Annotated in this window: 22 protein-coding genes and 1 pseudogene; 10 read left to right on the top strand and 13 right to left on the bottom strand. The window is 62.0% G+C overall.

The window, feature by feature from the left end; genetic code table 11:
* The first annotated feature begins 79 nt into the window (after positions 1–79).
* Complete coding sequence (locus tag NGM29_RS07095; RefSeq protein ID WP_254159752.1) at positions 80–598, top strand: Hsp20/alpha crystallin family protein; 519 nt, start codon at positions 80–82, stop codon at positions 596–598.
* A 78-nt stretch (positions 599–676) separates the two neighbouring features.
* On the opposite strand, the gene NGM29_RS07090 is transcribed toward NGM29_RS07095, so the two are convergent.
* Positions 677–1,180, bottom strand: a complete 504-nt coding sequence (locus tag NGM29_RS07090) for a DUF7344 domain-containing protein (RefSeq protein WP_254159751.1) — start codon at positions 1,178–1,180, stop codon at positions 677–679.
* Positions 1,181–1,457: 277 nt separating this feature from the next.
* Between NGM29_RS07090 and NGM29_RS07085 the strand changes: the two are divergent.
* Positions 1,458–2,800: pseudogene (locus NGM29_RS07085) on the top strand (RNA-guided endonuclease InsQ/TnpB family protein).
* A gap of 103 nt (positions 2,801–2,903) precedes the next feature.
* On the opposite strand, the gene NGM29_RS07080 reads toward NGM29_RS07085, so the two are convergent.
* Positions 2,904–3,095 carry a DUF7563 family protein gene (locus NGM29_RS07080; protein ID WP_253433255.1) on the bottom strand — a complete coding sequence of 64 codons (192 nt, stop codon included), beginning with the start codon at positions 3,093–3,095 and terminating at the stop codon, positions 2,904–2,906.
* Between the two features lie 474 nt (positions 3,096–3,569).
* Here NGM29_RS07080 and NGM29_RS07075 point away from each other — a divergent pair, with 474 nt between their 5' ends.
* From NGM29_RS07075 to NGM29_RS07065, 3 genes are all read left to right on the top strand, one after another.
* On the top strand, positions 3,570–3,947 hold the full coding sequence (locus NGM29_RS07075; RefSeq protein WP_254159750.1) for a winged helix-turn-helix domain-containing protein: 378 nt from the start codon (positions 3,570–3,572) through the stop codon (positions 3,945–3,947).
* Positions 3,948–4,144: 197 nt separating this feature from the next.
* Complete coding sequence (locus NGM29_RS07070) at positions 4,145–4,420, top strand: PadR family transcriptional regulator (protein ID WP_254159748.1); 276 nt, start codon at positions 4,145–4,147, stop codon at positions 4,418–4,420.
* Between the two features lie 596 nt (positions 4,421–5,016).
* Entirely contained in the window at positions 5,017–6,381 is a 1,365-nt protein-coding gene (locus tag NGM29_RS07065; protein WP_254159747.1) for a DUF1616 domain-containing protein, read from the top strand.
* A 1,056-nt stretch (positions 6,382–7,437) separates the two neighbouring features.
* Here the strand turns inward: NGM29_RS07065 and allB are convergent.
* Entirely contained in the window at positions 7,438–8,802 is a 1,365-nt protein-coding gene (allB, locus tag NGM29_RS07060) for an allantoinase AllB (protein WP_254159746.1), read from the bottom strand.
* A gap of 226 nt (positions 8,803–9,028) precedes the next feature.
* Here allB and NGM29_RS07055 point away from each other — a divergent pair, with 226 nt between their 5' ends.
* Positions 9,029–10,345, top strand: coding sequence for a TIGR00341 family protein (locus NGM29_RS07055; protein WP_254159745.1), 1,317 nt, complete (start codon positions 9,029–9,031; stop codon positions 10,343–10,345).
* 146 nt (positions 10,346–10,491) lie between these two features.
* Here NGM29_RS07055 and NGM29_RS07050 read toward each other — a convergent pair whose 3' ends face one another.
* From NGM29_RS07050 to NGM29_RS07040, 3 genes are all read right to left on the bottom strand, one after another.
* A complete protein-coding gene (locus tag NGM29_RS07050; RefSeq protein WP_254159744.1) occupies positions 10,492–11,691 on the bottom strand; it encodes a redox-regulated ATPase YchF in 1,200 nt (399 codons plus the stop codon).
* Positions 11,692–11,964: 273 nt separating this feature from the next.
* Positions 11,965–12,939 carry an ArsA family ATPase gene (locus NGM29_RS07045; protein WP_254159743.1) on the bottom strand — a complete coding sequence of 325 codons (975 nt, stop codon included), beginning with the start codon at positions 12,937–12,939 and terminating at the stop codon, positions 11,965–11,967.
* Positions 12,940–12,946: 7 nt separating this feature from the next.
* Positions 12,947–13,243 (bottom strand): DUF7990 family protein, encoded by a 297-nt coding sequence (locus tag NGM29_RS07040; RefSeq protein WP_253433231.1) that lies wholly within the window; start codon positions 13,241–13,243, stop codon positions 12,947–12,949.
* 90 nt (positions 13,244–13,333) lie between these two features.
* Here NGM29_RS07040 and NGM29_RS07035 point away from each other — a divergent pair, with 90 nt between their 5' ends.
* Positions 13,334–14,623, top strand: coding sequence for a CobW family GTP-binding protein (locus tag NGM29_RS07035; protein WP_254159742.1), 1,290 nt, complete (start codon positions 13,334–13,336; stop codon positions 14,621–14,623).
* Positions 14,624–14,648: 25 nt separating this feature from the next.
* Here the strand turns inward: NGM29_RS07035 and NGM29_RS07030 are convergent, their stop codons facing one another.
* Together NGM29_RS07030 and NGM29_RS07025 are read right to left on the bottom strand one after the other, a co-directional pair.
* Positions 14,649–14,852 (bottom strand): hypothetical protein, encoded by a 204-nt coding sequence (locus NGM29_RS07030; protein ID WP_254159741.1) that lies wholly within the window; start codon positions 14,850–14,852, stop codon positions 14,649–14,651.
* A 142-nt stretch (positions 14,853–14,994) separates the two neighbouring features.
* Positions 14,995–15,318 carry a hypothetical protein gene (locus tag NGM29_RS07025; RefSeq protein WP_254159740.1) on the bottom strand — a complete coding sequence of 108 codons (324 nt, stop codon included), beginning with the start codon at positions 15,316–15,318 and terminating at the stop codon, positions 14,995–14,997.
* A 57-nt stretch (positions 15,319–15,375) separates the two neighbouring features.
* Here NGM29_RS07025 and NGM29_RS07020 point away from each other — a divergent pair, with 57 nt between their 5' ends.
* A complete protein-coding gene (locus NGM29_RS07020) occupies positions 15,376–15,621 on the top strand; it encodes a DUF8107 family protein (protein WP_254159739.1) in 246 nt (81 codons plus the stop codon).
* Positions 15,622–15,677: 56 nt separating this feature from the next.
* Here the strand turns inward: NGM29_RS07020 and NGM29_RS07015 are convergent, their stop codons facing one another.
* On the bottom strand, positions 15,678–15,905 hold the full coding sequence (locus NGM29_RS07015; protein WP_254159738.1) for a DUF8007 family protein: 228 nt from the start codon (positions 15,903–15,905) through the stop codon (positions 15,678–15,680).
* A 148-nt stretch (positions 15,906–16,053) separates the two neighbouring features.
* On the opposite strand from NGM29_RS07015, the gene NGM29_RS07010 reads away from it, so the two are divergent.
* Both NGM29_RS07010 and NGM29_RS07005 read left to right on the top strand, forming a co-directional pair.
* A complete protein-coding gene (locus NGM29_RS07010; protein WP_254159737.1) occupies positions 16,054–16,452 on the top strand; it encodes a cupin domain-containing protein in 399 nt (132 codons plus the stop codon).
* A complete protein-coding gene (locus tag NGM29_RS07005) occupies positions 16,449–17,066 on the top strand; it encodes a DUF8052 family protein (protein WP_254159736.1) in 618 nt (205 codons plus the stop codon). The genes NGM29_RS07010 and NGM29_RS07005 overlap by 4 nt, the downstream gene beginning before the upstream one ends.
* 122 nt (positions 17,067–17,188) lie before the next feature.
* On the opposite strand, the gene NGM29_RS07000 is transcribed toward NGM29_RS07005, so the two are convergent.
* From NGM29_RS07000 to NGM29_RS06985, 4 genes are all read right to left on the bottom strand, one after another.
* Positions 17,189–19,048 (bottom strand): carbon starvation CstA family protein, encoded by a 1,860-nt coding sequence (locus NGM29_RS07000; RefSeq protein WP_254159735.1) that lies wholly within the window; start codon positions 19,046–19,048, stop codon positions 17,189–17,191.
* Between the two features lie 285 nt (positions 19,049–19,333).
* Positions 19,334–20,404, bottom strand: a complete 1,071-nt coding sequence (locus NGM29_RS06995; protein WP_254159734.1) for a pyridoxal-phosphate-dependent aminotransferase family protein — start codon at positions 20,402–20,404, stop codon at positions 19,334–19,336.
* A 121-nt stretch (positions 20,405–20,525) separates the two neighbouring features.
* A complete protein-coding gene (locus NGM29_RS06990; protein ID WP_254159733.1) occupies positions 20,526–23,588 on the bottom strand; it encodes an oligosaccharyl transferase, archaeosortase A system-associated in 3,063 nt (1,020 codons plus the stop codon).
* Positions 23,589–23,872: 284 nt separating this feature from the next.
* A complete protein-coding gene (locus NGM29_RS06985) occupies positions 23,873–24,787 on the bottom strand; it encodes an NAD-dependent epimerase/dehydratase family protein (protein WP_254159732.1) in 915 nt (304 codons plus the stop codon).
* Between the last annotated feature and the right edge of the window lie 27 nt (positions 24,788–24,814).

Here is a 24,814-nt window from a genome sequence, read left to right as displayed (position 1 = left end):
CGGTGCACACCACTTATCCCTATCGAGATGTTAGCACACGACACGTGCCGTAAGACAGGCTCACGGTCTCGATACACGCATGAGCGAAGAGGACACAGACGACCCGAAAGATCAGAACTCGAGCGAATCCGAAGACCGGCCTCGTGCGTTCCGACTGAGAGCCGGCTTGCGGTCCCTGTCGACCCTGCTCGGCAACCTGGTGGAGGTCTCCGCGGGGGATCCACCCCCGGTGAACTCAGCCGACCGGACGACCGTCGAGGGCGGCGGGGAGTACCGTCGGCGCCAGGAAGACCAACCGGAGCGCACCCGAGTCAAGCGAGTGCGGAAGACGACGGCTGACTACCTGATCGACACCCGCCTCGACGGCGACGAGTTCCTCGTCACCGCCGACGTCCCCGGGGCGAGCAAAGACGACCTCTCGGTCGGGATCGACTCGAGAACGAACCAACTCGTCATTAGTCGCGAGGGGACCGTCCTCGAGCGCGTCGAAATTCCCTGGCGGTCGCCCGAAACGACCGAGGCCTGGTTCAACAACGGCGTTCTCGAGATTCGCGTCCAGCGATCGAGTACAAACCGACGTATCGATTCACCCCGGTGAACCGCGAGCAACGGCTCCGGATCACCGGTACTTTCACCACAGTATCGACGAGAAGGACAGTGCGACCCCGCCCGTTTCTCAACTTAACAGCCGATACAGGCTGCTCGCTGCCACCGCGAGCAAGACCAGCACGCTCGAGAGCACGGGATCGATACTCGAGACGAGGGGTGCCTCGAGGCCGGACACCGCGATCAGAACCAGACCGAAGACGCTCACCAGAAGGTGGCCGACCAGCACGGATCGATTCGTCGACTGGTCACCGTCGACGTAGCCGTAGACCGTCTCGAAGTTCGGCCCTGGCGTGATCGTCTTCGCCGTCGAATCGTACTCGATGACGCCGTCTTCCTCGAGCTGGGGCAGGTGGGTCTGCTGTAAGGAGACGTAGACGCTCTTGTAGAGGTTGTTCGGAACGGAACTCCCGTCGGTTTCCGTCGAGGCGATTTCCGAGGCGACGTCTGAGACGTCGAGTCGGCCGTGTTCGTCCGCGAGCAACTGAACGATCGCTCGCCGTCGATCGTTACCGAGAATGTGAAAGACGTCGCTCTCGGCGAGCGATCCCGTTCGGCTCTGCTGTACCGACATGATTCAACTGCCTCGACAGCGGATATCGCTGGAAGACGTTCCACCACCTACCATCGTACTGCCTCTCAATTCGCGTACTGCGCCCTTCAATCTGATGTAAAATGTGCTAGATGATATTGGCGAACGAAATGCATCCGGCGTTACACGAAGTCAAGGAGAAAGCCCACGACGTTAGTCGTGGGATGAATCCGACACTCCACTAACCACTCTGATAGCAGGCCCGAGTCTCCCACGCTAATCCATACGTTTACGAACCAATAATTCGTAGCACGTAGTGATGAAGCGAACCAACCAGTTCGATGTTCGCCCTCGTTCCGAAAAGGAGCGAGAGGTGTTCGTTCGCTGGTTGGACGCTTCTGCGAGTCTCTGGAACGAGACGAACTACGCTCGCCGCCAGGCCTTCCTCGAAGACGAAAGCGTTTGGAACGCGGACACCGGCAGTCTTGAAGGCAAATACAAGAGCGTTCTCAGTAGTAGTGTCGCTCAGCAAATCATCCGCAAAAATTCGGCGGCGTGGCGATCATTCTTCTCCAGCGACGAGACGTACCATGCCGGGAAACTCGATAAACGCCCGTCGCCACCGGGGTACTGGGGCAGCGAAGACGACGGACGGGTGCTACGCACCTACGTCCGCAACGACTAGTACACCCTCGAGTTCGGGAAGCGTTCCCGGCTCGAAGTTCCGATTGGCTCCGAACTCAAGGATGAACTCGGGCTGAATCGGAACCAGCGTCTGCGCGTTGAAGTTGCGGGCGATCCGAAGTGGAGCGGCGAGCAGGGCCGACTCGAACTCGTGTACGACGAACTCGAAGAGACGTTCAGGGCCTATCAACCAGTCACCGTCGACCGTTCTCGACTGGATTCACCACTGGCCTCCCACGAGGCCGCTCTGGACGTTGGCGCGAACAACCTCGTCGCCTGCACGACAACGACCGGCTCCCAATACCTGTACGAGGGACGCAACTTATTCAAGGAGTTCCGTGAAACCACGGAACGAATCGCGTCCTATCAGTCGCTCCTCGAAGACCAACGCAAGTCCAGCAAGCGCATCGACCGCTTGTATCGAACGCGCACGAACCGCCGCAACCACGCCCAAGACAGCCTCGTCCGAGACCTTGTGGAACGCCTGTATGACGAGGGTGTTTCGACGCTGTACGTAGGCGACATCAAGGGCGTTCTCTCGACGCACTGGTCACCGCGTGTTGGTCACCGCGTGTGAACGAGAAGACGCACACCTTCTGGGCGTACCGACGGTTCATCAACCGCCTCGAAGACGTGTGCGAAGAATACGGCATCACGGTCGCGGAAGAATCCGAAGCGTGGACGAGTCAGGAGTGTCCTGTATGCGGTGAACGCGACAATACACGTCGCCACGAGGACTCGCTGACGTGCCCATGCGGGTTCGAAGGACACGCCGACCTCGTCGCGTCGGAATCGTTCCTGAGACGGCAAACAGCAGGCGGGTCGATGGCACGACCCGTGTACCTCAAGTGGAACAATCACGACTGGCGGGAACACCAAAACCCGCCCTCCATTGCGGAGACAATGGCCAACGAGGCGTACACAAACCAGAGTACCGCACCGGGCGGGAATGTCGCTCTCGGGGACTCAGACGACTGAGACTCCCACGAGAGGAATCCCACGACTTCAGTCGTGGGTGGATGTCAAACGTATCGACGATCGCATCGCCGCGTCGTGAGAAACCGCTCGGTCGAAGGCCGGGTTAACGAGAAGGGAGATGACCGCCTGATTGCATCTCGCGGTAAGTCGTACACGCGGGGCAGCCGTGTACGACGTCACCGTTGTCGCCGAAGACGCGAGCGAACTGCTGAGTCACGTGCGTGCCACAGTTCTCACACCGCGTGCCTGTCGCCGACGATTCGTTCGGAGTCCAGTTGAGTCGAGTTGTTGTCATGGATTGGAAAGGGGGATTCGATGCGGTCGTCTTGGCTGTACTCGCACTCGAACGAGGGAGCGCTCGAGCAGTACTACAACCGACGTGTTCAGATCCGAATAAAGGAGGCCGACCGTTCAGTCCGCCCAGGACGGGGAGAACGGGTTAATACGCTGTTTTCACGGTGTCTGAGACGCTATGGCCGATATTGTGGAGCTGGGGCGATCGACAACTACCGCCCGGATTTATCTGGATTCGCTCGAATTCACCGTTTAGGAAGCCGATACTGAGGACCGAAATTCGAACTTTCCATCGGGAAATTCCAGCTTTCGAGACGGAACGGGCTCCCTTCGCGGAATAAGGCTGTCCGTTATAAAATACCAGTCCTCCTTACGGGTTAGATGGTTAGAACGTACCGATGGCCTGTCACTGTCGACAGTTGACGTCGGTACTGCCCCACGACCCGATTACAGTCTGACGACGGAGATGCCATACATGTCCACTCACGCAAACCATACGGCGGCAGAATCGACAGTCAACCCGGCGGCCCAACTCGACGTGCTCGGCGACGAGTGCGCGCGAACGATTCTCGTCGCGGCCAGCGAAGGGCCACGGACCGCGAAAGAACTGACCGAACGAACCGACTGCTCGTCGGCGACGATCTATCGACGGATCAACAACCTCCTCGAGAGCGAGCTGCTGGCGGAGTGCATCCGGTTCGAACCGGACGGAACGCACACGACGGCCTACGAGTCGACCGTCGACAGCGTGCAGGTCGAGATCGGCGAGACGGGGATTACGGTTTCGACCGGATCGGGCCACGACGCAGAACCCGAGACGAGCGTACAGGCGCGACGCGGCGGTAGTCGGTAGATTCACGACCTACAATTGCGATCAGGTCGGGGAAACACGATGGGTGGCGCTCTCGGGGGAGTTGGCCCGAGTTTACGCGAGAAAGACGAGCATAGCGTAAAAACAATACATGCCGTTGACAAATTCGGGAGCGAGCAACGGCTGTATGATGCGGATAACAAATATCCAATCTACGGAACGGTCCATGTGATTGAGCAATGCACGACCTGACCGGATTCCAGCGAGACCTGCTATACGTAATCGCCGGCGCGGACCGCCCGTCCGGACAAACCGTCAAAGAAGAAGTCGAACAGTACTACAGCTCCGAAATCAATCACGGACGGCTGTACCCGAACCTCGATACGCTCGTCAACAAGGAGCTGGTCGAGAAGGGACAACTCGACAGACGAACGAACTATTACGCGATTACCGACGAGGGGCTCGATCGGATCAGCGAGCGCCGCGACTGGGAAGCGCAGTACGTCGACGTCTAGGGGGACAGTGGCCGTCACCGATCGACGTTTAGCGAGACGATAGCCGTCGACGGGCGACGTCGAACGGCGAACGGCGCCCAGAACGATCCTCGCACCATTTTCCGATCGTCGACGGGCGATAACCGATACGTGACGAGCGACGGGTGACGAGTGACGTGACCACCGTCGAAAGGTAGCCGCTCTCGTCGATCAGACACCTGAATGAGGTCGCTCGAGGCGTCTGAACGACCCCTTTCGAGGCCCCTGGATGAGACTCCTCTAGGCCGACGGGGCCTTGTCGAGGCCCCTCGACGAGACTTCCCTTCCCTCTCGAGCATCCTCGCGCACCCGATCCCGTCCCGGGTCACCGCTACCGAGCGCTATCACGCCATCCGGTGGTCTGCCCGGACGGCCGAGCGTCGCAATGGTCGACGGCCGACGGTTGGCGGTCGACGACCGAGCGATCGGCGACCGCAACCGTGCTCCGATCCGGAATCGAACGACAGATACCGACTCGAGGACGGTAATCCGGCCATAACAAAGGCCGGCTACCGCTAGCGATTCACTGATTCGAGTATGTCCGGTGTCCCTGACCGACTCCTGTGGAGGCGGAATCGATGAGTCTCACCACGAAGACCCAGAACACCGTCGGGGCGGTGGGTCGGTACCCGACCGACCTCGCGTTCGTCACGCTCGCGACGGTCCTCGCGTACGTGCTCGTCACGAACCTATCGCCGGGGAGCGGCCTCCGCCTGCTGTCCGCGCTGGCGTTCGTCTCGTTCCTGCCGGGCTACGCACTCGTCTCGATGCTCTTCCCGGTTCGGGCCAGGGCACGGGCTCCAGGTCCACAAGCGACCGCTGAAGCCCGTCCAGGAGGTATCGATGCCGCCGAACGTCTGGCGCTCGGTCTGGGGCTCTCGATCGCGGTCGTCCCAATCGTCGTGCTGGCACTCCCGTTGACGCGCTGGGGCCTCACAGTCGGTTCGACCATCGGCGCACTCGCGGCAGTGACCGTCGTTGCTGCCCAGCTCGCGGTGATCCGCCGGCTCCGCGTCCCGCCTGCGGATCGCTTTACGGTGTCGCTGGCCGGCCTGCGAAAACGGTTCTCGAGCGCGAATGAAACTGGAGCGGCCCGCGCCTCGTCGCTCTTGCTCGGACTCGCGATCATCGCTGCCGTCGGCGTGTTGCTGTACTCGTTCACGGCGCCGATGGCCGCCGGGGGGTTCACCCAGCTCGCCATCTACACGGCCGAGGGTGACGGCGACCTCGAGGCCGAGATGCCCGACACGGTCGCCCCCGGGGACTCGATCCCGATCACCTTCCAGATCCACAACGAGGAGGGCCGCGAGATGGAGTACACCGTGGTGATGCAAGAGCAGGTGGTCGCTGACGGCGAGGTCGTCGAACGGGTGACTCACCAGGAGGTGACGGCGATCAGCCAGTCCGGGGACGGCGGGCAGATCACCGCCGAGCGGTCCGTGGCGCCGGCCGCAGGGGATGGCGAAACGGTTCGCATCGCCGTGATGCTCTTCGAGGGTGATGCCCCCGAAACGGCCACGATGGAGGAGGCCACGGAGTACACGTACTTCTGGGTCACGGTGGAGACGCCGCCGGACGCGCCCGGATCCGGTGGCGCAGACGACGGCGGCGAGGAATCGGGTGCCGACGCGGACGGCGCCGAGGGTGGCGACGGCAGTGACGACACTGGCGACGAAGCCGAGGCCGACGGCGAGGACGGCGAAGACGACGATGGCACCGAAGAGAGCGACGAATCCGAGTCTGATGAGGGCTCGAGTGAGGGTGGAGACGAAAGTGAAGATGATGGAGGAGACGAGGACGAAACCGACGAGGGCAGCGATGAGGAAGAAGGCAGCGAGGGCGGCGATGAAGACGAGAGTGAAGACGGAGATGACGGTGAGGAAGACGGTGGTGAGGACGAAGAGGCCGACGAAGATGAGGATGGAGGCGAAGACGAGGAGTGACACACTCTCACCGTGACAGCGGGGTCTCCACGCGCGGAAGTATGAGCCAATTGATATATTAACTAACATCGACTCAATCTCGTCGGTCCCTCAGAGGGAGCGCCTCGAGAAACACTATGTCACGACGCTGACCCCTGTAATTTCGAATCGACACGTAGAGCATGAATGCTGTCAATCCTGCAGAGTGGCCTCGAGAACAGTGCTAGCTGGTTTTTAGATGGTTCATAATTGGGCTATACGTCCGGAAGATGTGTGTAGAGAGTGTTTTAGAGGGCATCTAGAAAGAGGCGCGCTCCGGGATTGCAAGATCGAGATCACGCTCGAGAATGCTCACGATTGCACAAACGTTGGTTAGAGGGACTCTCAATGTAATATATGAGTATCTGTTCGAATAACAGGGCCAATCAGATCGGTATATGAGCACGGTGTGTGTTATCGTCGTCGTCCGACCGTTCGATGTCTTTCTCGGGGCAATCTCCCTGAATAACGGCTCGAGGAGTTCTGAGAGCGTCGTTTACACTTCTTGTATTGAAGAGGTATCTACACACCTATCTAAGCAGACAAAATGCCCAAAATCGATAGCAGGAATCCGATTATGAACTTCTGGATAACATACCCTGAGAGGAGTTTACTTACTTGAGGTAGTGGATCAAATCCCTGCAGAGAGGCCGTCATACCGTCGAATTCAAATCGGAGTAACGGACTCGAGCCAGCATTTCGGTCCATCGTCTATCGATCGTCGTTCAACACGGAAAGCGCCATACGGAAACCGATTATGAACTCTATGAGAGCATGATTATATCTCCTTTTCACATCCCTTCGGGTTTTCTTCTTTGTCCCATTCAAGCCTGACGTTGCTCTGAGCTCCCTCTCGAGCAAAAACTGCCCACGCAAGTCTCCTGTTTCCTAGTTTCGTTCTCAAACCCCCACGTCACTCACCTTCCGGACAATTACGGAGGTTATGATCTCGAATGCAGTGAGGTGAACAAGCGTTTGATACTGAACCTCGCCCACGGATCGGTACGCGTTCTGCGTGAACCTCTCGAGTCCACTGACTCAGTTCGGCTCGACCCGAGCCCCGTACCCCGACTCCCCGACGACCTCGCCATCGTCGTAGACGACCTCGCCGCGGACGACCGTCGTCACCGCCTTCCCGGTAAAGGTCTCGCCCTCGAACGGCGTCACGCAGTTCTTCGAGTGTAAGTCGGCCCGGTCTTCGAGCGTCCACTCCAGTTCGGGGTCGACGACCGTAATATCGGCGTCCGTTCCGACCTGGAGCGACCCCTTCTGTGGGTATAGCCCCCAGACCTGTGCGGGGCGTGCTGCGTGATGATAGGCCCACTCCTCGAGCGTGAGTCGGCCCTGCTCGACGAACGAGAGCAGCGCGGGAACCTCGGTCTCGAGGCCGACGAATCCCGAGATAGCGTCCCAGGTGTTCCCGAAGGGGTCGTCGACCAGTTTCTCCTCGGGCGTGTGCGGTGCGTGATCGGTGGCGACGCAGTCGATGGCGCCGGTCTGGAAGGCCGTCCAGAGTCGCTCGCGCTGGTCGGCATCCCGGATCGGCGGCTGAATGCGAGCGACGTTGCCCTTCTCCTCGAGGACCGACTCGGTGAACCAGAGGTAGTGCGGGCAGGTCTCGGCGGTCACGTCGACGCCACGCTCCTTCCCGCGGGCGACCGCCTCCGCGCCGGACCCCGAGGAGACGTGGAACATGTGGATCTTCGCGCCGGTTTCCTCGGCGAAGGTGATCATGCGCTCGATGGCCTCCCGCTCGGCGATGACGGGCCGGGAGTGGGCGTGGTCGATCGGTCGGTTCTTGCCCGCGTCCTGGAACTGGCGGGTATAGTGGTCGATGATCTCGCCGTTCTCCTCGTGGAAGCCGAGTCGCTTCCCCGTCTCCCGAATGCGCTCCATCGCCTCGAGAATCTCGCCGTCGTTCGGCGGCGGGACGTCCCCGACGGTCGAACCGAGGAAGATCTTGTACCCCAGTGCGCCCGCCTCGTCCAGGGCAGGAATGTGCTCGAGGTTCTCGGAGGTGACGACGACGTAGCTCCCGAAGTCGACGTGGGCGCTCGCGTCGCCGCGCTCGAGTTTGAGCTCGAGGTGCTCGGGCCGGTCGATAACGGGGTCGGTGTTGGGCATGCCGACGACGGTCGTGACGCCGCCCGCGGCGGCCGCCCGGGTGGCCGACTCCCAGTCTTCCTTGTACTCGAGGCCGGGTTCCCGGTTGTGGATGTGACAGTCGACGACGCCGGGGGCGATGACGTTCCCTTCGGCATCGAGCGTTCGCTCCGCGTCGGGCAACCGGTCGCTCCGGCCGACGGCGACGATCGTGCCGTCCTCGATGGCGATGCCCGAATTCGGGCTCCGGCCCGCGGGCGTCAGGACGGTTCCGTTGTGAATAACGAGGTCCACAGTCATGATACGAGGTTCCGAAGCCGCGGGGAAATAGCTTCTGTTGGCGCGGTTTTCCCGATGATCGTGTCCGTTGTGGTCATTCGAACCAACAGGTAAAATATACAATACCAATAAATGAGTGACTCAATCGGGACGTGGATGAACAGGGGCCAGTCACTCCGGAACCTTTTCGTCGACACGGCTTAGAGTCGGGACGAACGTTTATCCACGGCATTGTGGTCGTGACACCATGCGACTCGTGGAGCTTCTGATCCCGAAGCAAAAGCGTGAAGCCGTCGAGGAGACGCTCAAGGACGAAGATATCGCCTTCACCCTCGTTGAGGAGGGGAGTCGTGACGAGCCCTCGGTCGTCATCACGTTCCCGTTGCCGGCACCCGCGGTCGAATCTGTCCTCGACGAACTTCGGGACGTAGGGATCGACGAGGATTCCTACACGGTGATCATCGAAGCAGAAACCGTCGTCTCAGAGAAGTACGACGCTCTCGAAGAGCGGTACGCTCAGAACACCGCGCGCATCTCCCGTGAGGAGCTCCAAGCCCAGGCAAAGGACCTCACTCCCCGGTTTAGCACGTATCTCGTTATGACGGTTATGAGTGTGGTCGTCGCGACCGCCGGCCTGTTACTCGATTCGCCGGCGGTCGTCGTCGGGTCGATGGTGATTGCGCCGTTGATCGGACCCGCACTCGGTGCGAGCGTCGGCACGGTCATCAACGATCGCGCGCTGTTTCGACGCGGGATCAAGCTCCAGGCGATCGGGCTCGGCATCGGCATCGTCACCGCCGCCGTCTTTGCGTTTGCCGCCCGGACGACCGGACTCGTTTCACCGATGCTCGAAATCTTCGAAATCTCGGAGATTCAGGGTCGGTTAAGCCCTGATATACTCTCGCTCGTCATCGCGATCGGCGCCGGGGTGGCGGGAGCGTGGACGCTCACTGCGGGCACGTCCGCCGCCCTCGTCGGTGTCATGATCGCAGCCGCGCTCGTTCCACCACTGGGCGTCGTCGGTATCGGTATCGCATGGGGTCTCCCAAACGTGGCCCTCGCCGCGGGCGTCCTCGTTCTGGTCAACATGTTGGTGATCAATATCACCAGTCTCGCCGTTCTCTGGTACAAGGGCTATCGGCCGGAGAACTGGTTTCAGCAGGACGAAGCGCGCGTTACCACCAAAAAACGCGCTGTCGTGCTCGTCGTCATGATCGTCGCGCTTTCGTCGATTCTCGGCGGAGTGACGTACGATACCTACCGAACCGGGACGTACGAAGAGGACGTCACCAACGACGTGGCCGCCGTTCTCGATTCGCCCGAATATGCCGACCTCACGCTCATCGACGTGACGATCGAATACACCGACCCGGTCCCGCCCCGCCAGCCGGAACGCATCGTCGTCACAGTCGGCTATCCAGTCGGCACCGACCCGCCACAGATCGCCGAAGAGCTGCAATCTCGAGAGAGCATCCATGCCGAATCGGCGATCCGCCTCCCAACGGGGCCGCTCGTCGAGTCCCAGCGTACTGAAGTGGTGGTATATTACACCGAGATGGGATAGACCCAGTCGCTCGTTCTGCGAGATACACCCTCCGTGTTCAGCATAGCCGACGAGAACCCATCACCAAATAAGAACCTCAACAGACGAAAAATACGGTAGTGTTGTTTCACAATCGACTGAGGCAGTCGAACAGCAACGGTAAATGCTCAGTTCGTCGTCACGATCTCGATGACGTCGCGAGATTCGACGGGGTAGTCCTTGCCTAACTGGCGGTTGCTCCGACAGTCGATGGCGTAGAGGAAGCCGTCGCCGATGTCCGAGTGGAGGCTGTAAGCGAAATCCTCCGCGGTCGACTCCGGCGGGATCAGGAAGCAGTCGGGCAACACCTCGCCGCGTTCGTTCCCCAGGCCGTTGGCGCCGCCGGGGAACACCGGCGTCACGCCGAGGACGTCGAACAGGGCGGTCTCGAGGGCCGCCTGGACGCCCGTGGCACCGTAGGATTGGAGGAAGTCGCGAATCTGCTCGAGGCCTTCTTCCTGGCTCTCGGAGATGTCGCCCGTAATCTCGAAGTCGTCGTCGCCCGGTTGGTACTCGACGACGCCTGCTTTGTCTGCCGACTTGAGCGCCTTCTCGGCGTGGGCGCTGCAGGGAACGATGGTCAGGTCCTCGTACTCGGGGTCGCTCGTGATCTCGTCGTAGTTCGCTTGAGCCGCGGGCGTGTCCATCTTGTTTGCCGCGATCACCATCGGTTTCGTCGCCTTGCGAATCTCGCGGGCCAGCTCGAGTTTGTCCTCGTCGTCCCACTCCTCGGGGTCGAAACCGATATCGACGCGCCGAATGAGGAGTTTGAGTTCGTCCTCGTTCGTCTTGAACGCGCTCATCTGCTCGGCCAGATCCTCCTCGATGGCGTCGTCCTCGGTAACGTAGCCCGACGAATAGCGGTTGATTCCTTTCTCGAGCACACCGAGGTACCACTGGTCGAGTTCGGTCTCGAGGAAGTCGATGTCCTCGCGCGGGTCGTGACCCTCGGTGGGTTCGCCCTCGAGGTTCGTTTCCCCGGAGAAGTCGACGACGTGCACGAGCACGTCGGTCTCGTTGAGGTCCGTGAGAAACTGGTTGCCGAGGCCTTTCCCTTCGTGGGCGCCGGGAATGAGGCCGGCGACGTCGACGAGTTTCGTGGGGACGAAGCGGGTGCCGTGCTCGCAGTAGCCGACGTTAGGGGTGCACTCCTCGTCGAACTCGGGGGCGGCACACTCGACGCGGACGTAGGCCTCGCCGACGCTGGGGTCGATGGTGGTGAACGGGTAGGCCCCCTCAGGGACGTCGTTCATCGTGGCGGCGTTGAAGAAGGAGGACTTGCCGACGGAGGGTTTGCCGACGAGTCCGATCCGGTAACTGCTGGTCATTACCAGTCGTGAGCGCGGCCCGGCTAAACGGCTTTTGCTCTCGTCGTCGTGTGAATTGCGGAGGCATGGCACGGTCTCGAGTCGAGAACTCGAGTCCATATCGCCTCTCCCTCCCCAACCGACTCACTCGCTCCCGAGGTCGCTCGCTCGCCCCTCGCGCGGCGTCGTCGACGCCCTCTCGCAGTGCTCGAGAGCGTCGTCAGCACGCGCCACAGAGATTCAGAGTGACGGGGCAGAGCGAGAGTGCAGACGGGTTCGGACGGCTCAGACAGTTCAGACGTGCGTCGGCGGTTCGACCGCCGTCTCGATGTCGAGTTCGTCGGCGACGTCCTCCAGGAGGCTCCCTTTGACCTCCGCGGTCCGCCAGCCGATTTCGGCCACCAGCGGCGGCCCGAACGTCTCCCGAATCGTCTCGAGGTGTGCGCGCTCGGTCTCCACGCGCTCGCGGAGGTACCGCGCGCCGCGGCCGTTCTCGTCGTCGTCAGGTTCGGGCGTGAGTTTGTTGGCGACGAGGCCGCGGACGGGGAGGTCCTTTTCCTCGAGGTCGGCGATCGAGCGCTCGGTCTCGTTGAGCGAGAGTTCGTCGGGGTTCAAGACGAGGAAGAAGGCCGCGTCGTTGCCGAGGGTGTCTCCGGCGAACCGGAAGAACTCCTTTCGTTCCTGGAGACGGGCGAGGACGGGGTCGCCGTCCATCACGCGGCGCGGTTCGTGGTTCCCGATCGCGGCCTTCTCGAACAGGTCGATGCTCGTCCGACGTTTGTACATCAAACGGTCGATCCAGCCCTCGAGCAGGTCCGGCAGGCCGAGCAGGCGGAGCGTACTTCCGGAGGGAGCGGTGTCGAAGACGACTCGGTCGTACCCCTCGGAATTGCGCATGACCTCGATGAACCGGTCGAACAGCGCCGACTCGTAGGCACCTGGCGTCCCGTGAGCCATCTCGAGTTGGCGGTTGATCTCGTTGACCATCGCCGCCGAGACCTGCTCGGAGAGGTCGCGCCGGATGTCGTCGAGGTGGCGCGTGACCTCCTCCTCGGGGTCGAGTTGCATCGCCTCGAGACCGTCGATGCCCTCGACTGGCGTCGGATCGTCGTCGAAAGGCTGGTCGAACACGTCGGTAACCGAGTGTGCGGGGTCGGTCGAGACGACGAGCGTCCGCAGCCCGTCGTGGGCACAGCGCAGGCCGTAGGCACAGGAGACGGTGGTCTTGCCGACCCCGCCCTTGCCGCCGAAGAAGACGAAGGGTTCCATGGGTCGATCAGAAGTGATACTGCTGGCCTTTGCGCTCGATGAGCATGTCGCGGTCCCACAGTCGGCGCTCCCAGGCTTCGAACTCGGTCTCGAGGTACGGCAGGAGTTCGGCGGTGTAGTACGACACGGGCGAAGGGATGCCGAACGCGTCGGGGAAACACGCAAGCAGGAACACGTCCTCGATGTCCTCGGCTTCCTTCTCGATCTTCTCGTAGGCCGGATGCGTGATCATCCCGTGGTAGAGCCCACGGAGCCACTCCTCGAGCGTTTCTCGAAAGCGTTCGATGCGATCGGCCAGGTCCATGCCCTGATGTGGGAGGCCGACGGGTAAAAGGTATCGCGGCGTCGAGCGCTCGAGGATCGGATTCAAGGGAACGCGGCCCCAGTAGCCGGTATGAACGGGCAGACCGATCAGATTCCGGTCACGATTCTCTCCGGAAGCCTTGGCGCGGGAAAGACGACGCTGCTCAACCACCTGCTGACGACCGCCGAGGACCGGTCGCTGGCGGTGCTGGTCAACGACATGGGCGAGGTCAACGTCGACGCCGAACTGATCGCCGAGGGCTCCGAACTCGACCTCGAGGACGGCGTCGCGGAACTCTCGAACGGCTGTATCTGCTGTGAGCTTCAGGACGACCTCGAGACCGCGGTCGTCCGCCTGGCCCGCGACCGGGACTTCGACCACCTGATCGTCGAATCCTCAGGCATCTCCGAGCCCGCGCCCGTCGCGCGGCTGTTCACCACCGAGTCCCGCGTCGCCGCGCTGTACGCGGTCGACACCCTCGTGACCGTCCTGGATACGCCCGCGTTCCTCGAGGCCTTCGCGGGCGAGGAAACGCCGGAGCGCCGGGGCACCGAGGACGGTCGCCCGCTCTCAGACTTGCTGGTCGAACAGGTCGAGGTCTCGAACCTGGTCTTGCTCAACAAGGCGGACCTGTGTAGCGAGGGCGAACTTGAGAACGTCGCCGACCTCGTCCGAGCGCTCCAGCCCGACGCGGAGACGATTCGGACCGAGTTCTCGGCGGTGGATCCGGATCGCCTCCTGGGACGGGGGCTGTTCGATCCCACCCTGTTGGCCGACCTTCCGGGCTGGAAGCGGGCGCTCGAGGAAGGCGATACCCACGACGGAGAAACCCCTCATAATCACAGCGAATCGCACGACAGCGATGGCGAGCACGCTCACGAAGACGAGCACGACGAGGGTCACGAACACAGCCACAGCCACGACCACCGCCACCCCGACGAAGTCTACGGCGTCTCCTCGTTCGTCTTCCGCCGCCGCCGCCCCTTCCACCCCGAGCGGCTCGCCGCGTTCCTCGAGACCCTCCCGTCGGAAATCGTCCGCTCGAAGGGCACCGCCTGGCTCACCGGCAACGAGATGCGGGTGACGGTCGCCCAGGCCGGCCCCTCGATCAGAGCGACCGCACAAGGGCCCTGGATCGCCAGCCTCCCCGCCGTCGAGCGCGACATGCTCCGGTCGAATCGACCCAACCTGGAGTGGCACGACGACCACGGCGACCGTCGCACCGAACTCGTGTTCATCGGTACCGACTACGGCGAGACGGCGCTCCGGGACGCGCTATCGAAGACGCTCGTGACAGATGAAGAGTGGGAAGAGGGTCTCGAGACCGAGGGACCGTTTCCCAGCGTCCAGGGCGAGGAGGTCGTGCTTCGAGAGCCCTGAGCACGGTTCCGATTCGAACCCGCGGTCAACACGCACAACTACGGCCGTGCGAGCGCTCGAAGCGCATCTCCTCGCCGCAGTTCGGACAGACGGGGTCGCTCTCGAGGTCGACATCCCTGATGCGAACGTTGCAGTCGTCACACCAGTACGCTCCCTGCGAGCCGTCCATGGGGCGGTCGTTCGGCCCGGACGACGCGAGTGCGGCTTTCACCGAATCGATGACTCCCATACTTGACTCTTCAAGCTCCAGCACTACCAGTCCGTTGTGGGTGTGCATTGGTGACACACAACCATCCACCGATACGGTCGTCAGCTCCCTACGTGACGGCTCGAGCGGTACGGGCGGTTCGAACGTTGTATTTCGAACCGGTTCAGAGGGCCAGTGGAATCGCCAGGCCGACGACGAGCACCGCGAGCACGAGCATGAGGTAATACAGGCGCTCGACGCGTACCTCTGCTGGAACGACGCCGACGAACTCCGGCCGGACGGTCCAGACCTGCCGATAGTATGCGCCGACGGTGAACGCAAACGAGAGCGCGATAGAACCGGCGGCCGAATACTCGAGGCCGACGCCAATCGCCTGGCCGTACAGCGGGCCAAACGAGAGGACGAGCATGACGGCGAGGCCCGCGACGACGAAAAACGGGACGGGGTCGACCGGCGTTCCCTCGCGATTTCGAAGGCGGAATCGCATACGGCACGGACACCTTCGAGCGACAAAAACTAAGTGCCAGAGCATCCGTGGTTCGGTATGACTGATCCGGAGGAGGTCGAGGGCCGGACCGACAGCGATGCCGACGGGTTCGACGAGGCCGCGTCCTCCTCGCGGGGCGACCCGCGCGTCCTCCTCGCGATGAACGCCGTGCTGTCAACGCTGTTCGCCATGACCGTCGTCTGGGGGCTCGCGTTCGCCGGAATCCTCGAGTTTACGCTGGTGAACGTCGCGACGGCGATAATTCTGCTGTTTACGGTGACCTACGCGGTCACGATGACGTGATCCTGACCTGGGCGGACTGCGCCGACGACTCGGTGCTTCGGGAACGACCGGTCAAGCTATCGGCCGTAGATAAACCGCCGCGCAGCGTCGTCGAGGCGAATCGAGATCCCCTCGAGCCAGGCGGCTGGCGAAACGCGACGAACCGACGACTCCTCGACCTCGATGGCCCCGCGGGCGTACGGGTCGCGAGCGGCCCGCTCCTCGTCGGATCGGTCGGCCTCGGTTGCATCGACGACCGTCGACATGGCGCACCGGCCACAGGATTCAGTGGGTTTCTCTCCCATGTGTCTCGTTCACAACGTAGCGGTTCCAGGGGCTAAAGCGTACCGCCGTTCGCAGTAGTAGGTGGACTGGTGGCCTCGATGTGAGCTCGAGCTTCGACCCCCTCAGAACCACCGACGCCTATTTGCTCCCCCGCTCGTACGAAGTGGTATGGGATACCGTATCGTCGATCCGGACGCCGTCGACCCGGCGCCCGACCGACCGAGCGAGTGTCGAAAGCTGTCCGAACCGGGTGGGCTCGAGACGATGGCGATCAATCGGTTTCGCGCTGCGCCAGGCGAGGAACTGCCGCTGGCGTACCACTATCACGAAACCCAGCAGGAGGCCTTTTACGTCCTCGACGGGATGCTGTCCGTCGAGACGCCCGAGGAGACGTACGAGGTGCCTGAGGAGCGGCTGTTCGTCGTCGATCCGGGGAGTCCCCAGCGCGCGTACAATCCGGCCGGTGCCGACGGACCGGTGACCGTCCTGGCGATCGGCGCACCGGCGGCCGACGGCGACGCCCGTGTCTACGATCCTGAACCCGAAACCAAACCTGAGGACACATGAGCGACAGCGAACAGTTCCCCGAGGCCGAGGAGCTCCCGGCCGAGATTCGTGAGGCCGTCCCGGACTGGGACGACCAGTACTTCGACCGGGTGTCTGACCGACTGATGTACAGCTACGACCTCGAGAAGGATCGACACGCCGCCGGCGAGCGATGGGACCTCTACGGCGAGTTGCGCGTGCTCAACCAGAAGCAGTTCTTCCACCCCTCGCTGAAGTACGCCGATCACGAGGCCAGGGAGTACCTCTTCGCCCGCCGCGAACCGCGGCCAACGGTCACCGAACTCGAGCGACTCGTCGACCTGGGTCACGACATTGCCGACGACCGAATCGTCGCCAGCGAGGAGCACTTCGGGACAGACGTGAGTTTCGTGCTCGTCGCAGACGAGTTGCCGGACGCAGTCTCCGAGTTCGTCTCGGGCTTCCGAGACCGTACGCTGTTGAAGTTCGGCTACTACGGCCACTACGACGTCAATCTCGCCGTCGTCGCTCCCGACGACGAGGAGCACGTCTCGAGCGAGGTTGCCGACGTCGCCGAGGCGTTCACCCTCTGGGACGATGTCACCGAACCCGAGGAGGGCGTCCTCTCGAGGTTCGCGAAACGGTTCTGGCGGTAAGAGCGCGATTTTCGGCGAGGGAGACAAACTGACGGACCGACGGACCGACGAACCAACGGACCGACCGGTAACTGTTCTCGAGAGGGCAGGAAGTGGGGACCACAGGGTAGTCGTCGGTCGGTTCAGTCGTCGCCCGGTTCTGCTGCTGGTTCGCGGCCGGTCCGTGCACTCGAGATGTTCCCGTACCCGATGCGCACCAGCGAGAGCGCCAGGTAGATGAGCACGAGGGCGAGCACCATCTGGACGAACGCGGAAGCGGTCGCGAGGAATCCGTCTGCACCGCCCTGTAGCAGGTTCACGTACAGGTTCTCGTAGAACGCCAACCAGGCGAGCCCGAGGGTGGTGATGACGACCATGATGGCCATCGGGACACCGGTGCTGACGAGCTGTTTGGAGCGGTCCCAGTTGGCGAGCCAGACGGTCCCGGTGAGCAGGGCCAGCGCGGCGAGCAACTGGTTGGCGCCACCGAACAGCCCCCACAGTGTGGTCCACTGGCCGGAGATGATGAGCAGGTACGCGATGCTGATCTGAATGACGGGATTCGTGTATCGACCGCCAGCGAACGAGCCGACGCCGCCGGAGAAGCCGGTGTCGGTGCCGCTCCCGACCATACCGACGATTTCCTCCATCATGTATCGGCCGAGGCGAGCAGCCGTGTCGGTGGACGTGAGCAGGAAGCTCACGAGCACGAGCGCCATGAACGGGGCGCCGAACGCGGGATCGATGCCGAAACTCGTGAGGATGACGCCCCCGCCGGTCGCGAAGTTCGGGAGCGCGCCACCGATGCCGCCACCGGATGCTTCCGAGGCGAGCCCGGCAACTGCCAGCGTCGACAGTGCCGTTGCGGCGAGCAGGCCCTCACCGAGCATGCCGCCGTACCCGATGAGGCGGGCGTCGCTCTCCTTGTTGAGTTGCTTTGCCGTCGTTCCCGAAGAAACGAGCGAGTGGAAGCCACTGATGGTCCCGCACGCGATCGTGATGAACAACAGCGGGAACAGCGGGTACGGGGAGACGGCGTCGACGCCCAGGAATCCCTCGAACGCGCCGATGCTGCTGTCGACCACGAGCGGCTCCGAGGACGTCCCGAAGATCGTCCCGACGATGATCGCGAGCAGCGCCCCGCCGACACCCGCGTACAGCAGGAACGACGAGAGGTAGTCACGCGGCTGGAGCAGCGTCCAGACCGGGAGCGCGCTGGCGACCGCGGCGTATACGAGGATGACCGGGACCCACGCGGCGCTGTTCCCGTTCAGCGCGGGGGTGCCGGCACCGGGCATCCACGACCCAGTCATTCCTTCGAAGATGACGATGGTTCCCTCGGGGTGGGCACCCTCCGCCAGCTCGAAGATCGCGAGCGGGTACTGGATCCCGACCCAGACGCCCGCGAACACGCCTGCGACAAACAGGATCGTCCCGGGAATGAACGGGGCGTTCATCTGGTAGAGGTACACGCCGAACACCAGCGCGAGCCCGATGTACACCAGACTCGCGGTAGCCGCCTGCGGAAACGCGTTCAGGACGATACCCACGACGAGCGCGAACACCGCCACCACCAGGATGATGGTGAGGAACGCGAACCACAGCAGCATGTCTTTGCCCCGTTCGCCGACGTACTCGCCGATGATGTAGCCGATCGACTTCCCCTCGTGTCGCATCGACCCGGACAGCGAGATGAAGTCGTGAACGGCGCCCATCAGGGGGTTCCCGATGGCGACCCACGCGAGCGCGGGCGCCCAGCCCCAGATGGCGCCCGCCGTAATCGGTCCGACGATCGGCGCACCGCCGGCGATGCTCGAGAAGTGATGCCCCAACAATACCGGTTTCTTCGACGGGACGTACTCCTGGCCGTCCTCGTACTTGTGTGCCGGTGTGGTTCGACTCGAGTCGAGTTCGACGAACTGTACGAGGTACCTCGAGTACCCCACGTACCCCACTGTAAACGTTACCAGTACCGCGGCAACGATCCAAATTACCTGTGTCATGACAAGCCCACCCACACAGAGTGTGGCCGATACTCTTAATACTTGGTTATATTCACACCATCGATGGTGAAGTTATTATATCCGGGTGGATATTCGATTCGAGAATATGGCAGTAAATCGACGGTTACGGCGTCGATCCAATACTTACTGTGGTGATCGGTACTCCATCGCGTGGCCCGCGCGAAACGGGCCCCGAAACGAAAAACTCCTCGTGTCAGTCGGTCGAGTAGCGATCTCCCCGGGAACGGGGGAGAGAACTCACTAAATGTGCGCTCCAACGAGCGCTCACTCGAGCGCGGCCTCGAGAGCATCCATCGTCCGCTCGACCCGGTCGATCCGGGCGTTGTGGCCCATGTGACCGATCCTGAGGATATCGTCCTCGAGGTCACCCAGACCCGTCGAGAGGACGATACCGTGATCCTCGCGGATCTGCGCCTGGAGGTCCGTCGCGCGTCCCTCGAGGTCGAGTGCCGTCACCGTCGGCGACGCGAGCGAGTTCTTGGGATACACCTCGAGGCCCATGTCGTCGGCCCGCTCGCGACACCGCTCGGCGGCCGCCTCGTGGCGCGCATAGACGGAGTCGAGGCCCTCTTCGAGAAGCAGGTCGGTCGCTGCGTCGAGGGCCTGCAGGTTGGCCGTGAGGTGGGTGTAGGGGAACCACTCGTCCTCGATCACGGTCTTCCAAGGCTCGAGACTCGCGTAGAACGAGCGCGACTCGACGGTTTCGATCCGCTCCCAGGCGCGGTCGCCCACCGCACAGACGGTCAGCCCCGGCGGCGCGCTGAAACACTTCTGGGTCGCTCCGAGGACGACGTCGATGCGCTCGGTCGGCACCGGAGTTCCACCGAGCGAGGAGACGGCGTCGACGACGCTGATCACGTCGTGCTCGGTGAGGCGGTCGAGTACCGGCTCGAGGTCGTTGAGCACGCCCGTCGGCGTCTCACAGTGAACCATCGTCGCGACGTCGTAATCGCCGGTCTCGAGTTCCCGCTCGACCGCGTCGACGTCGATCGGTTCCCGCCAGTCGCCGCCACAGACGGTCGCCTCGCCGTCGTACAGGTCGACGAAGTCCGCAAAGCCCTCGCCGTAGAGTCCGTTGGCGATACACAGCACCTTGTCGCCTGGGTCGACCAGCGAGGCCACCGCGGCCTCGAGCCCCAGGATGCCCTCACCGCCGAGAATGGCGACGTCGCCGTCGCCGTAGATCGGCTCGAGCTTTTCGGTAAGGTCGCGATAGAAGTCGACGAACTCGGGTTCAACGTCGGGGTTTTGGCTCGGTTCGGCCATACGCTCACGGACGCGTTCGGGGACCTCCGTGGGCCCGGGCGTCATTCGTAGCAGGTCGTGATCGTCCATGCCCGACTGCTCGATGCGCGTCGCAAAAGCGTCGGCGGTCGACGTCGACGAAGAGTGGCCCAGAGTCGGATGTTCGTCTCGACTCGACAGCGCGGCCTCCTCGAGTAGAATCGCGCCCGAATCAGTCCGCTCGCGGCGCTACCGGATCCATCAGGGCAGGAGCGTCCGGCGTGTCGTTCGTTTCGTTCGTCGCGTTTTCATCGTCTGAATCCGTGTTCGTTCCATTGTTGGCGTCCGAACCCGCATCCGTCTCGTTCTCATCGTCCGAACCCGTCTCCGTCTCGTTGCCGTCGTCCGTGACGTTCTCCGATCCGTCGTTGCTGGACTCGTCATCGTCCGCACCGTCGTCGGTCTCGTTCTCGTCCTCACCCTCGGACGGCTGTGCCTCCGCATCCGGATCTGGCACGATCTCGCCGTCACCTTCCTCGAGCGTCACCTCAAGGTCCTCACCCTCCACGACGGCTGTCTCGGGGACCGCCGTGGTTCCCAGGTACTGGCGCTCGATCTCGCCGTCTTCGGGTGTCCCGACGAAGATTTCGTACTCTTCGTCGACCGCCTCGACCGCGCTATCGGTGTAGCCGTCTTCCGGTCCGAGCTCGTCGTTCGTCGCGTACGGGACCGTCAACTCGAACGTGCCGTCGTCGCTCACGTTGGCCTGTTGCGTGTAAGTGAACGTTCGTCCCGGCTCCGTCTCGAGTTCGATCTGCGCGTAGACGCGGTCGGAGTCGGCGACTTCGCCGTCGACCGTGCCGGTGATGTTCGCCCCCTCGACGCGCTCGAAGGTCTTCACTGACGAGACGATATGCCCATCCCAGATCGGGAATCCGAAACCGCCGAAGACCTGGTTATTAGCTTCCGCCTGTGCGAGCTGGGCGTCGAACTGAGCGGTCTGCTCGCTCCAGCCGGCTGGGAGACCGAGGTTGGAGAGGCGAAGCGAGTAGTGAGGTCTGATAGACTGGCCGAGGGCCATTCCACCAACGATCGAGTACCGTTCGCTCTCGTGAACCAGGCGGTAGTGATCCATTCCCTCCGCATCGTCGATGTACAGGGACGCGAGCATCGTGTCGTAGTAGGCATCGGAAGCGACCGGGACCGACTCCTCGCTGTCGCGAATCTGATATTGAGACTGGTCGTAATAGGAACTGTACGCCGGATCAGTCCATCGGGTAATCGCGCTGAACTTCCCACCGGCCATCTCGTCGTCGATCATGACGTAGCGCATCTCACCCTCGTCGGCACTGTCGGCGCTCTCGATTTCTGCGGTGATGTTCTCTGCTGGCTGATTCACCACCGGAACGCCCGCGGCGATACCGTCGAGGATGGCCTCACCGTGAGACTCCTCCCCGGCCAGTAGGTACCACGAGGACGATCGGGCGTTCTGCTGGAACGGGTTCGAGTGCGGGATGCGCTCGCCATTGGTCGTGATCAGGTGGCCGTAGTCCCACCAGGACATCACGCCATAGGAACCGCCCGGATAGTCGAAGTCGCCGTCGGCGGGACGGTCGTAGGTTCCGTAGTACTCGAGTTCGCTCTGGTTGCCCGCGCCCGCCCAGTTTCCGGGTTCGGGCGTGCTCTCGAGGAGCCACTGGGTCGACTCGTCCCAGGTCATCGCGTCGCCACTCGGGCCGACGTTCTCGCCGCGCTCCCAGGTGGTCGCGCCGTCAGCGGCGATCGGCGGGAGCAGGGGCATGAACAGCATCACGACGACGAGGACGATCGCGATCACTTGGTAGGTCTCGACGTCGCGAATCGAGTCGGCCGTTCGATGGAAATCCAGGCTGAGGACGCGGGCGATGTCAGCGACGAAGACCGCGTTGACGACCGCGACCGCGACCGCGAGGTAGTAGGAGAATCGGGTCTGGGTCGACGCCATGCTGATCAGGAACAGCGACCAGACGATCACGAGGGTGTACTCCGCGCGCCACTCGCGTCCGAACAGCGGACGGAGCAGGAGGAACGCGAGTCCGCCGAGCATGGTGAAGAACGCGGCCCCGAACTCGTTGAACACGTATTGCGTGAAGTCGTCCGGGGGCTGGGCCTCCGAAACGGTGAGTGCCCCAGTCGAGGGGTCAAGCGGCAGGAGTCGGCTCGTGAGGTTGTTAATCACGGTGTCGTAGAGATCAGGTATCAGAACTGCCATCGTGCCGAGTCCAACGATCAGGAGGCCGGCGATCGCAGCCGGGTAATAATTGCGGTTGACCTCGAGGTCGTCCCACTGGCGGGCGAGCCAGGCCATGAACACGCAGCCAAATGCGACAGCCAGCGCGAGTGTCGGCTGGAGGTAGCCGAAGTCGGAGACGCTGCTGGACCACTGTTCGAACAGGAGCACGGATCCGATTGCCGTCACACCGAGGCTGACGGCACCGACGAAGGCGACGTGGTCGGGGGAAATTCCTCGAATGTAGTCGACACAGAGCTGGATGCAGAAGAAGACGCCGAAGATACCGATCAACAATACCGCCGAAGGCCAGACCCAGATGAACAGCGTGAGTGCGAGACCGGCAAGGACCGAGTAGATCGTCGGGCGATGAAGGGCGTCCCAGTCGCGGTCGACGACGAGTTCGTAGATCGGCCGGTCGCGTTCGCCGGCCCGGACAGCAACCATCATTGCGAGGACCGCAATCGCCATGAACAGCGCTTCGCCAATGTGGTGGTCGAGCTGACCAACGGCCGATCGGTAGAAGAACGAGCCAGGCACGAGCGCGAGGAGGACGATCGAGACGAGTCCACCGATGGTCCCGCCGAGTCGACGGCCCATGTAGAAGACGGGAATCGCAGTGAGCGCGCCCATCAGCGGGATGGACACGAGAGCAACCATGTAGAGGGTTTCAGGGGAAGGATTTCCGAGACCGACGATCATCGCCGCCGTGACGATAAGCTGGTCGAATAGCGTACCGAAGTGGCCGACGTAGGTCCCTGTAGGGTAACCAGTATAGACCTCATAAGGCATCGTGAATGGATAATTCTCGGCGGTCCACCGGATCGTCCGCCAGTGATACCACGAGTCGACGCCGGACAAACGCGGCGAGCCGTCGGCGACGAAGTTCTCGTAGGACCGGAGGCGAGTCCACAGCATGAATAGTATCACCAGCCCGAGGAGGGGAAGGTGATACCACTCCTGCCACGTCTCGAGGGTGGAGGGCGTTTCGGTTCCCTCGTCGACGTGTTCAGTGTCAGTACTCATTACGTCCCACCAGTGCAATATGGCGAATAAACTTTGTTATCTACTGTTGGGGGCTATTGGTGAGACTGTTTTCATGTGTAGTTGACCGAATGAGAATCTGACCGTATCCAGCGCGATTCGTCCCAGTGATCGCAAAGAGCGGATTACCCGATAGATCAAAAAAACGCGGGCGGGTACGTCGTGTCGAGTGATGAACACTGGTATCCAACGCGGCTTAGTGAATTCTCGAGCGCTGTCGAGAAGCAGGCCGTACCAGTTCTCAGGTTCCAAGCTAACCTATCGACTTAGTCAAGGTAGGGCTGGCACACCATCTTCACTCCATCTTCGAAATCGATCGAAGGGGCCCAACCCGTTGCTCGAGAGAATTTCGATGGGTCGGCACATGTGTGTTCGACGTAATCGTCAAAGGGACAGTCAACGTACTCTGGCTCGACATCAGTGGCGAGTTCATCATTGATCAGTTCGATCATCCTGTTGAAACTGTAGGCATCGCCCGTTCCGACGTTATATACCCCGCCAAGTTCGTGATCTGCAGCGAGTTCGAACGCGCGCACGACATCATCGACGTGTGTGAAATCCCGAGTCTGTGTACCATCGCCGAACACTTTTGGCGATTCACCGGCGGCAATTCGATCCGTGAACTGGGCGACGGTATTTGCGAACTTACCTTTGTGTTCCTCGTTACCTCCGAATCCTTGATAGACAGAGAACAGGCGAAGGCCAGCCATCGAGAGTCCATGGTGATTGGCATAGTATTCAGCGTAACGTTCGCGAGCTAGTTTCGACGCCTCGTACCCCGTGTGTGCCTCGACATCCATGCTTTCAACGGATGGATCAGTCTGGCTGCCATAGATAGACGACGTGGAGGCGTAAACGACGGTTTCGCAACCCTGTTTACGAACCTGCTCAACCGCATTGACGAAGCCCTCAACGTTGATACGACATCCACGCCGAGGATCATCTTCGTGCATATTCCGAGAGGAGAGTGCTGCGAGGTGGAACAGGATATCAACATCGGACGGGAGGTCATCATCAAGGACGCTCACATCGTGGAATTCGACTTCGTCGATAAGATTGTCGGTGGTCCCCAGGTAGAGATCGTCGACGACAACTACCTCATTTGTAGAAGCAAGATAGTTTGCGAGGTTAGAACCAATAAACCCAGCACCGCCCGTGATGAGAACGCGTTTTCCTTCCATGCACCAATGGTCTGCTCGTTTCATTAA

This window comes from Natronosalvus rutilus, from assembly GCF_024204665.1.
In the GTDB taxonomy this organism is placed as follows: Archaea; Halobacteriota; Halobacteria; order Halobacteriales; family Natrialbaceae; genus Natronosalvus; species Natronosalvus rutilus.
The sequence above is the reverse complement of the archived record's forward strand: the minus strand, read 5'-3'. Positions and strand labels throughout refer to the sequence as shown.

Excerpts from the sequence above, each read along its gene's own strand:
- NGM29_RS07075 (WP_254159750.1), top strand. The coding sequence starts at position 3,570 with ATGTCCACTCACGCAAACCATACGGCGGCAGAATCGACAGTCAACCCG.
- NGM29_RS07005 (WP_254159736.1), top strand. The coding sequence starts at position 16,449 with ATGAGCGACAGCGAACAGTTCCCCGAGGCCGAGGAGCTCCCGGCCGAG.
- NGM29_RS07015 (WP_254159738.1), bottom strand. The coding sequence starts at position 15,905 with ATGGGAGAGAAACCCACTGAATCCTGTGGCCGGTGCGCCATGTCGACG.
- NGM29_RS06990 (WP_254159733.1), bottom strand. The coding sequence starts at position 23,588 with ATGAGTACTGACACTGAACACGTCGACGAGGGAACCGAAACGCCCTCC.
- NGM29_RS07095 (WP_254159752.1), top strand. The coding sequence starts at position 80 with ATGAGCGAAGAGGACACAGACGACCCGAAAGATCAGAACTCGAGCGAA.
- NGM29_RS07020 (WP_254159739.1), top strand. The coding sequence starts at position 15,376 with ATGACTGATCCGGAGGAGGTCGAGGGCCGGACCGACAGCGATGCCGAC.
- NGM29_RS07010 (WP_254159737.1), top strand. The coding sequence starts at position 16,054 with ATGGGATACCGTATCGTCGATCCGGACGCCGTCGACCCGGCGCCCGAC.
- NGM29_RS07090 (WP_254159751.1), bottom strand. The coding sequence starts at position 1,180 with ATGTCGGTACAGCAGAGCCGAACGGGATCGCTCGCCGAGAGCGACGTC.
- NGM29_RS07070 (WP_254159748.1), top strand. The coding sequence starts at position 4,145 with ATGCACGACCTGACCGGATTCCAGCGAGACCTGCTATACGTAATCGCC.
- NGM29_RS07040 (WP_253433231.1), bottom strand. The coding sequence starts at position 13,243 with ATGGACCTGGCCGATCGCATCGAACGCTTTCGAGAAACGCTCGAGGAG.
- NGM29_RS07030 (WP_254159741.1), bottom strand. The coding sequence starts at position 14,852 with ATGGGAGTCATCGATTCGGTGAAAGCCGCACTCGCGTCGTCCGGGCCG.
- NGM29_RS07065 (WP_254159747.1), top strand. The coding sequence starts at position 5,017 with ATGAGTCTCACCACGAAGACCCAGAACACCGTCGGGGCGGTGGGTCGG.
- NGM29_RS07000 (WP_254159735.1), bottom strand. The coding sequence starts at position 19,048 with ATGACACAGGTAATTTGGATCGTTGCCGCGGTACTGGTAACGTTTACA.
- NGM29_RS07080 (WP_253433255.1), bottom strand. The coding sequence starts at position 3,095 with ATGACAACAACTCGACTCAACTGGACTCCGAACGAATCGTCGGCGACA.
- NGM29_RS06985 (WP_254159732.1), bottom strand. The coding sequence starts at position 24,787 with ATGGAAGGAAAACGCGTTCTCATCACGGGCGGTGCTGGGTTTATTGGT.
- NGM29_RS07045 (WP_254159743.1), bottom strand. The coding sequence starts at position 12,939 with ATGGAACCCTTCGTCTTCTTCGGCGGCAAGGGCGGGGTCGGCAAGACC.
- NGM29_RS07025 (WP_254159740.1), bottom strand. The coding sequence starts at position 15,318 with ATGCGATTCCGCCTTCGAAATCGCGAGGGAACGCCGGTCGACCCCGTC.
- NGM29_RS07055 (WP_254159745.1), top strand. The coding sequence starts at position 9,029 with ATGCGACTCGTGGAGCTTCTGATCCCGAAGCAAAAGCGTGAAGCCGTC.
- allB (WP_254159746.1), bottom strand. The coding sequence starts at position 8,802 with ATGACTGTGGACCTCGTTATTCACAACGGAACCGTCCTGACGCCCGCG.
- NGM29_RS07035 (WP_254159742.1), top strand. The coding sequence starts at position 13,334 with ATGAACGGGCAGACCGATCAGATTCCGGTCACGATTCTCTCCGGAAGC.
- NGM29_RS07050 (WP_254159744.1), bottom strand. The coding sequence starts at position 11,691 with ATGACCAGCAGTTACCGGATCGGACTCGTCGGCAAACCCTCCGTCGGC.
- NGM29_RS06995 (WP_254159734.1), bottom strand. The coding sequence starts at position 20,404 with ATGGACGATCACGACCTGCTACGAATGACGCCCGGGCCCACGGAGGTC.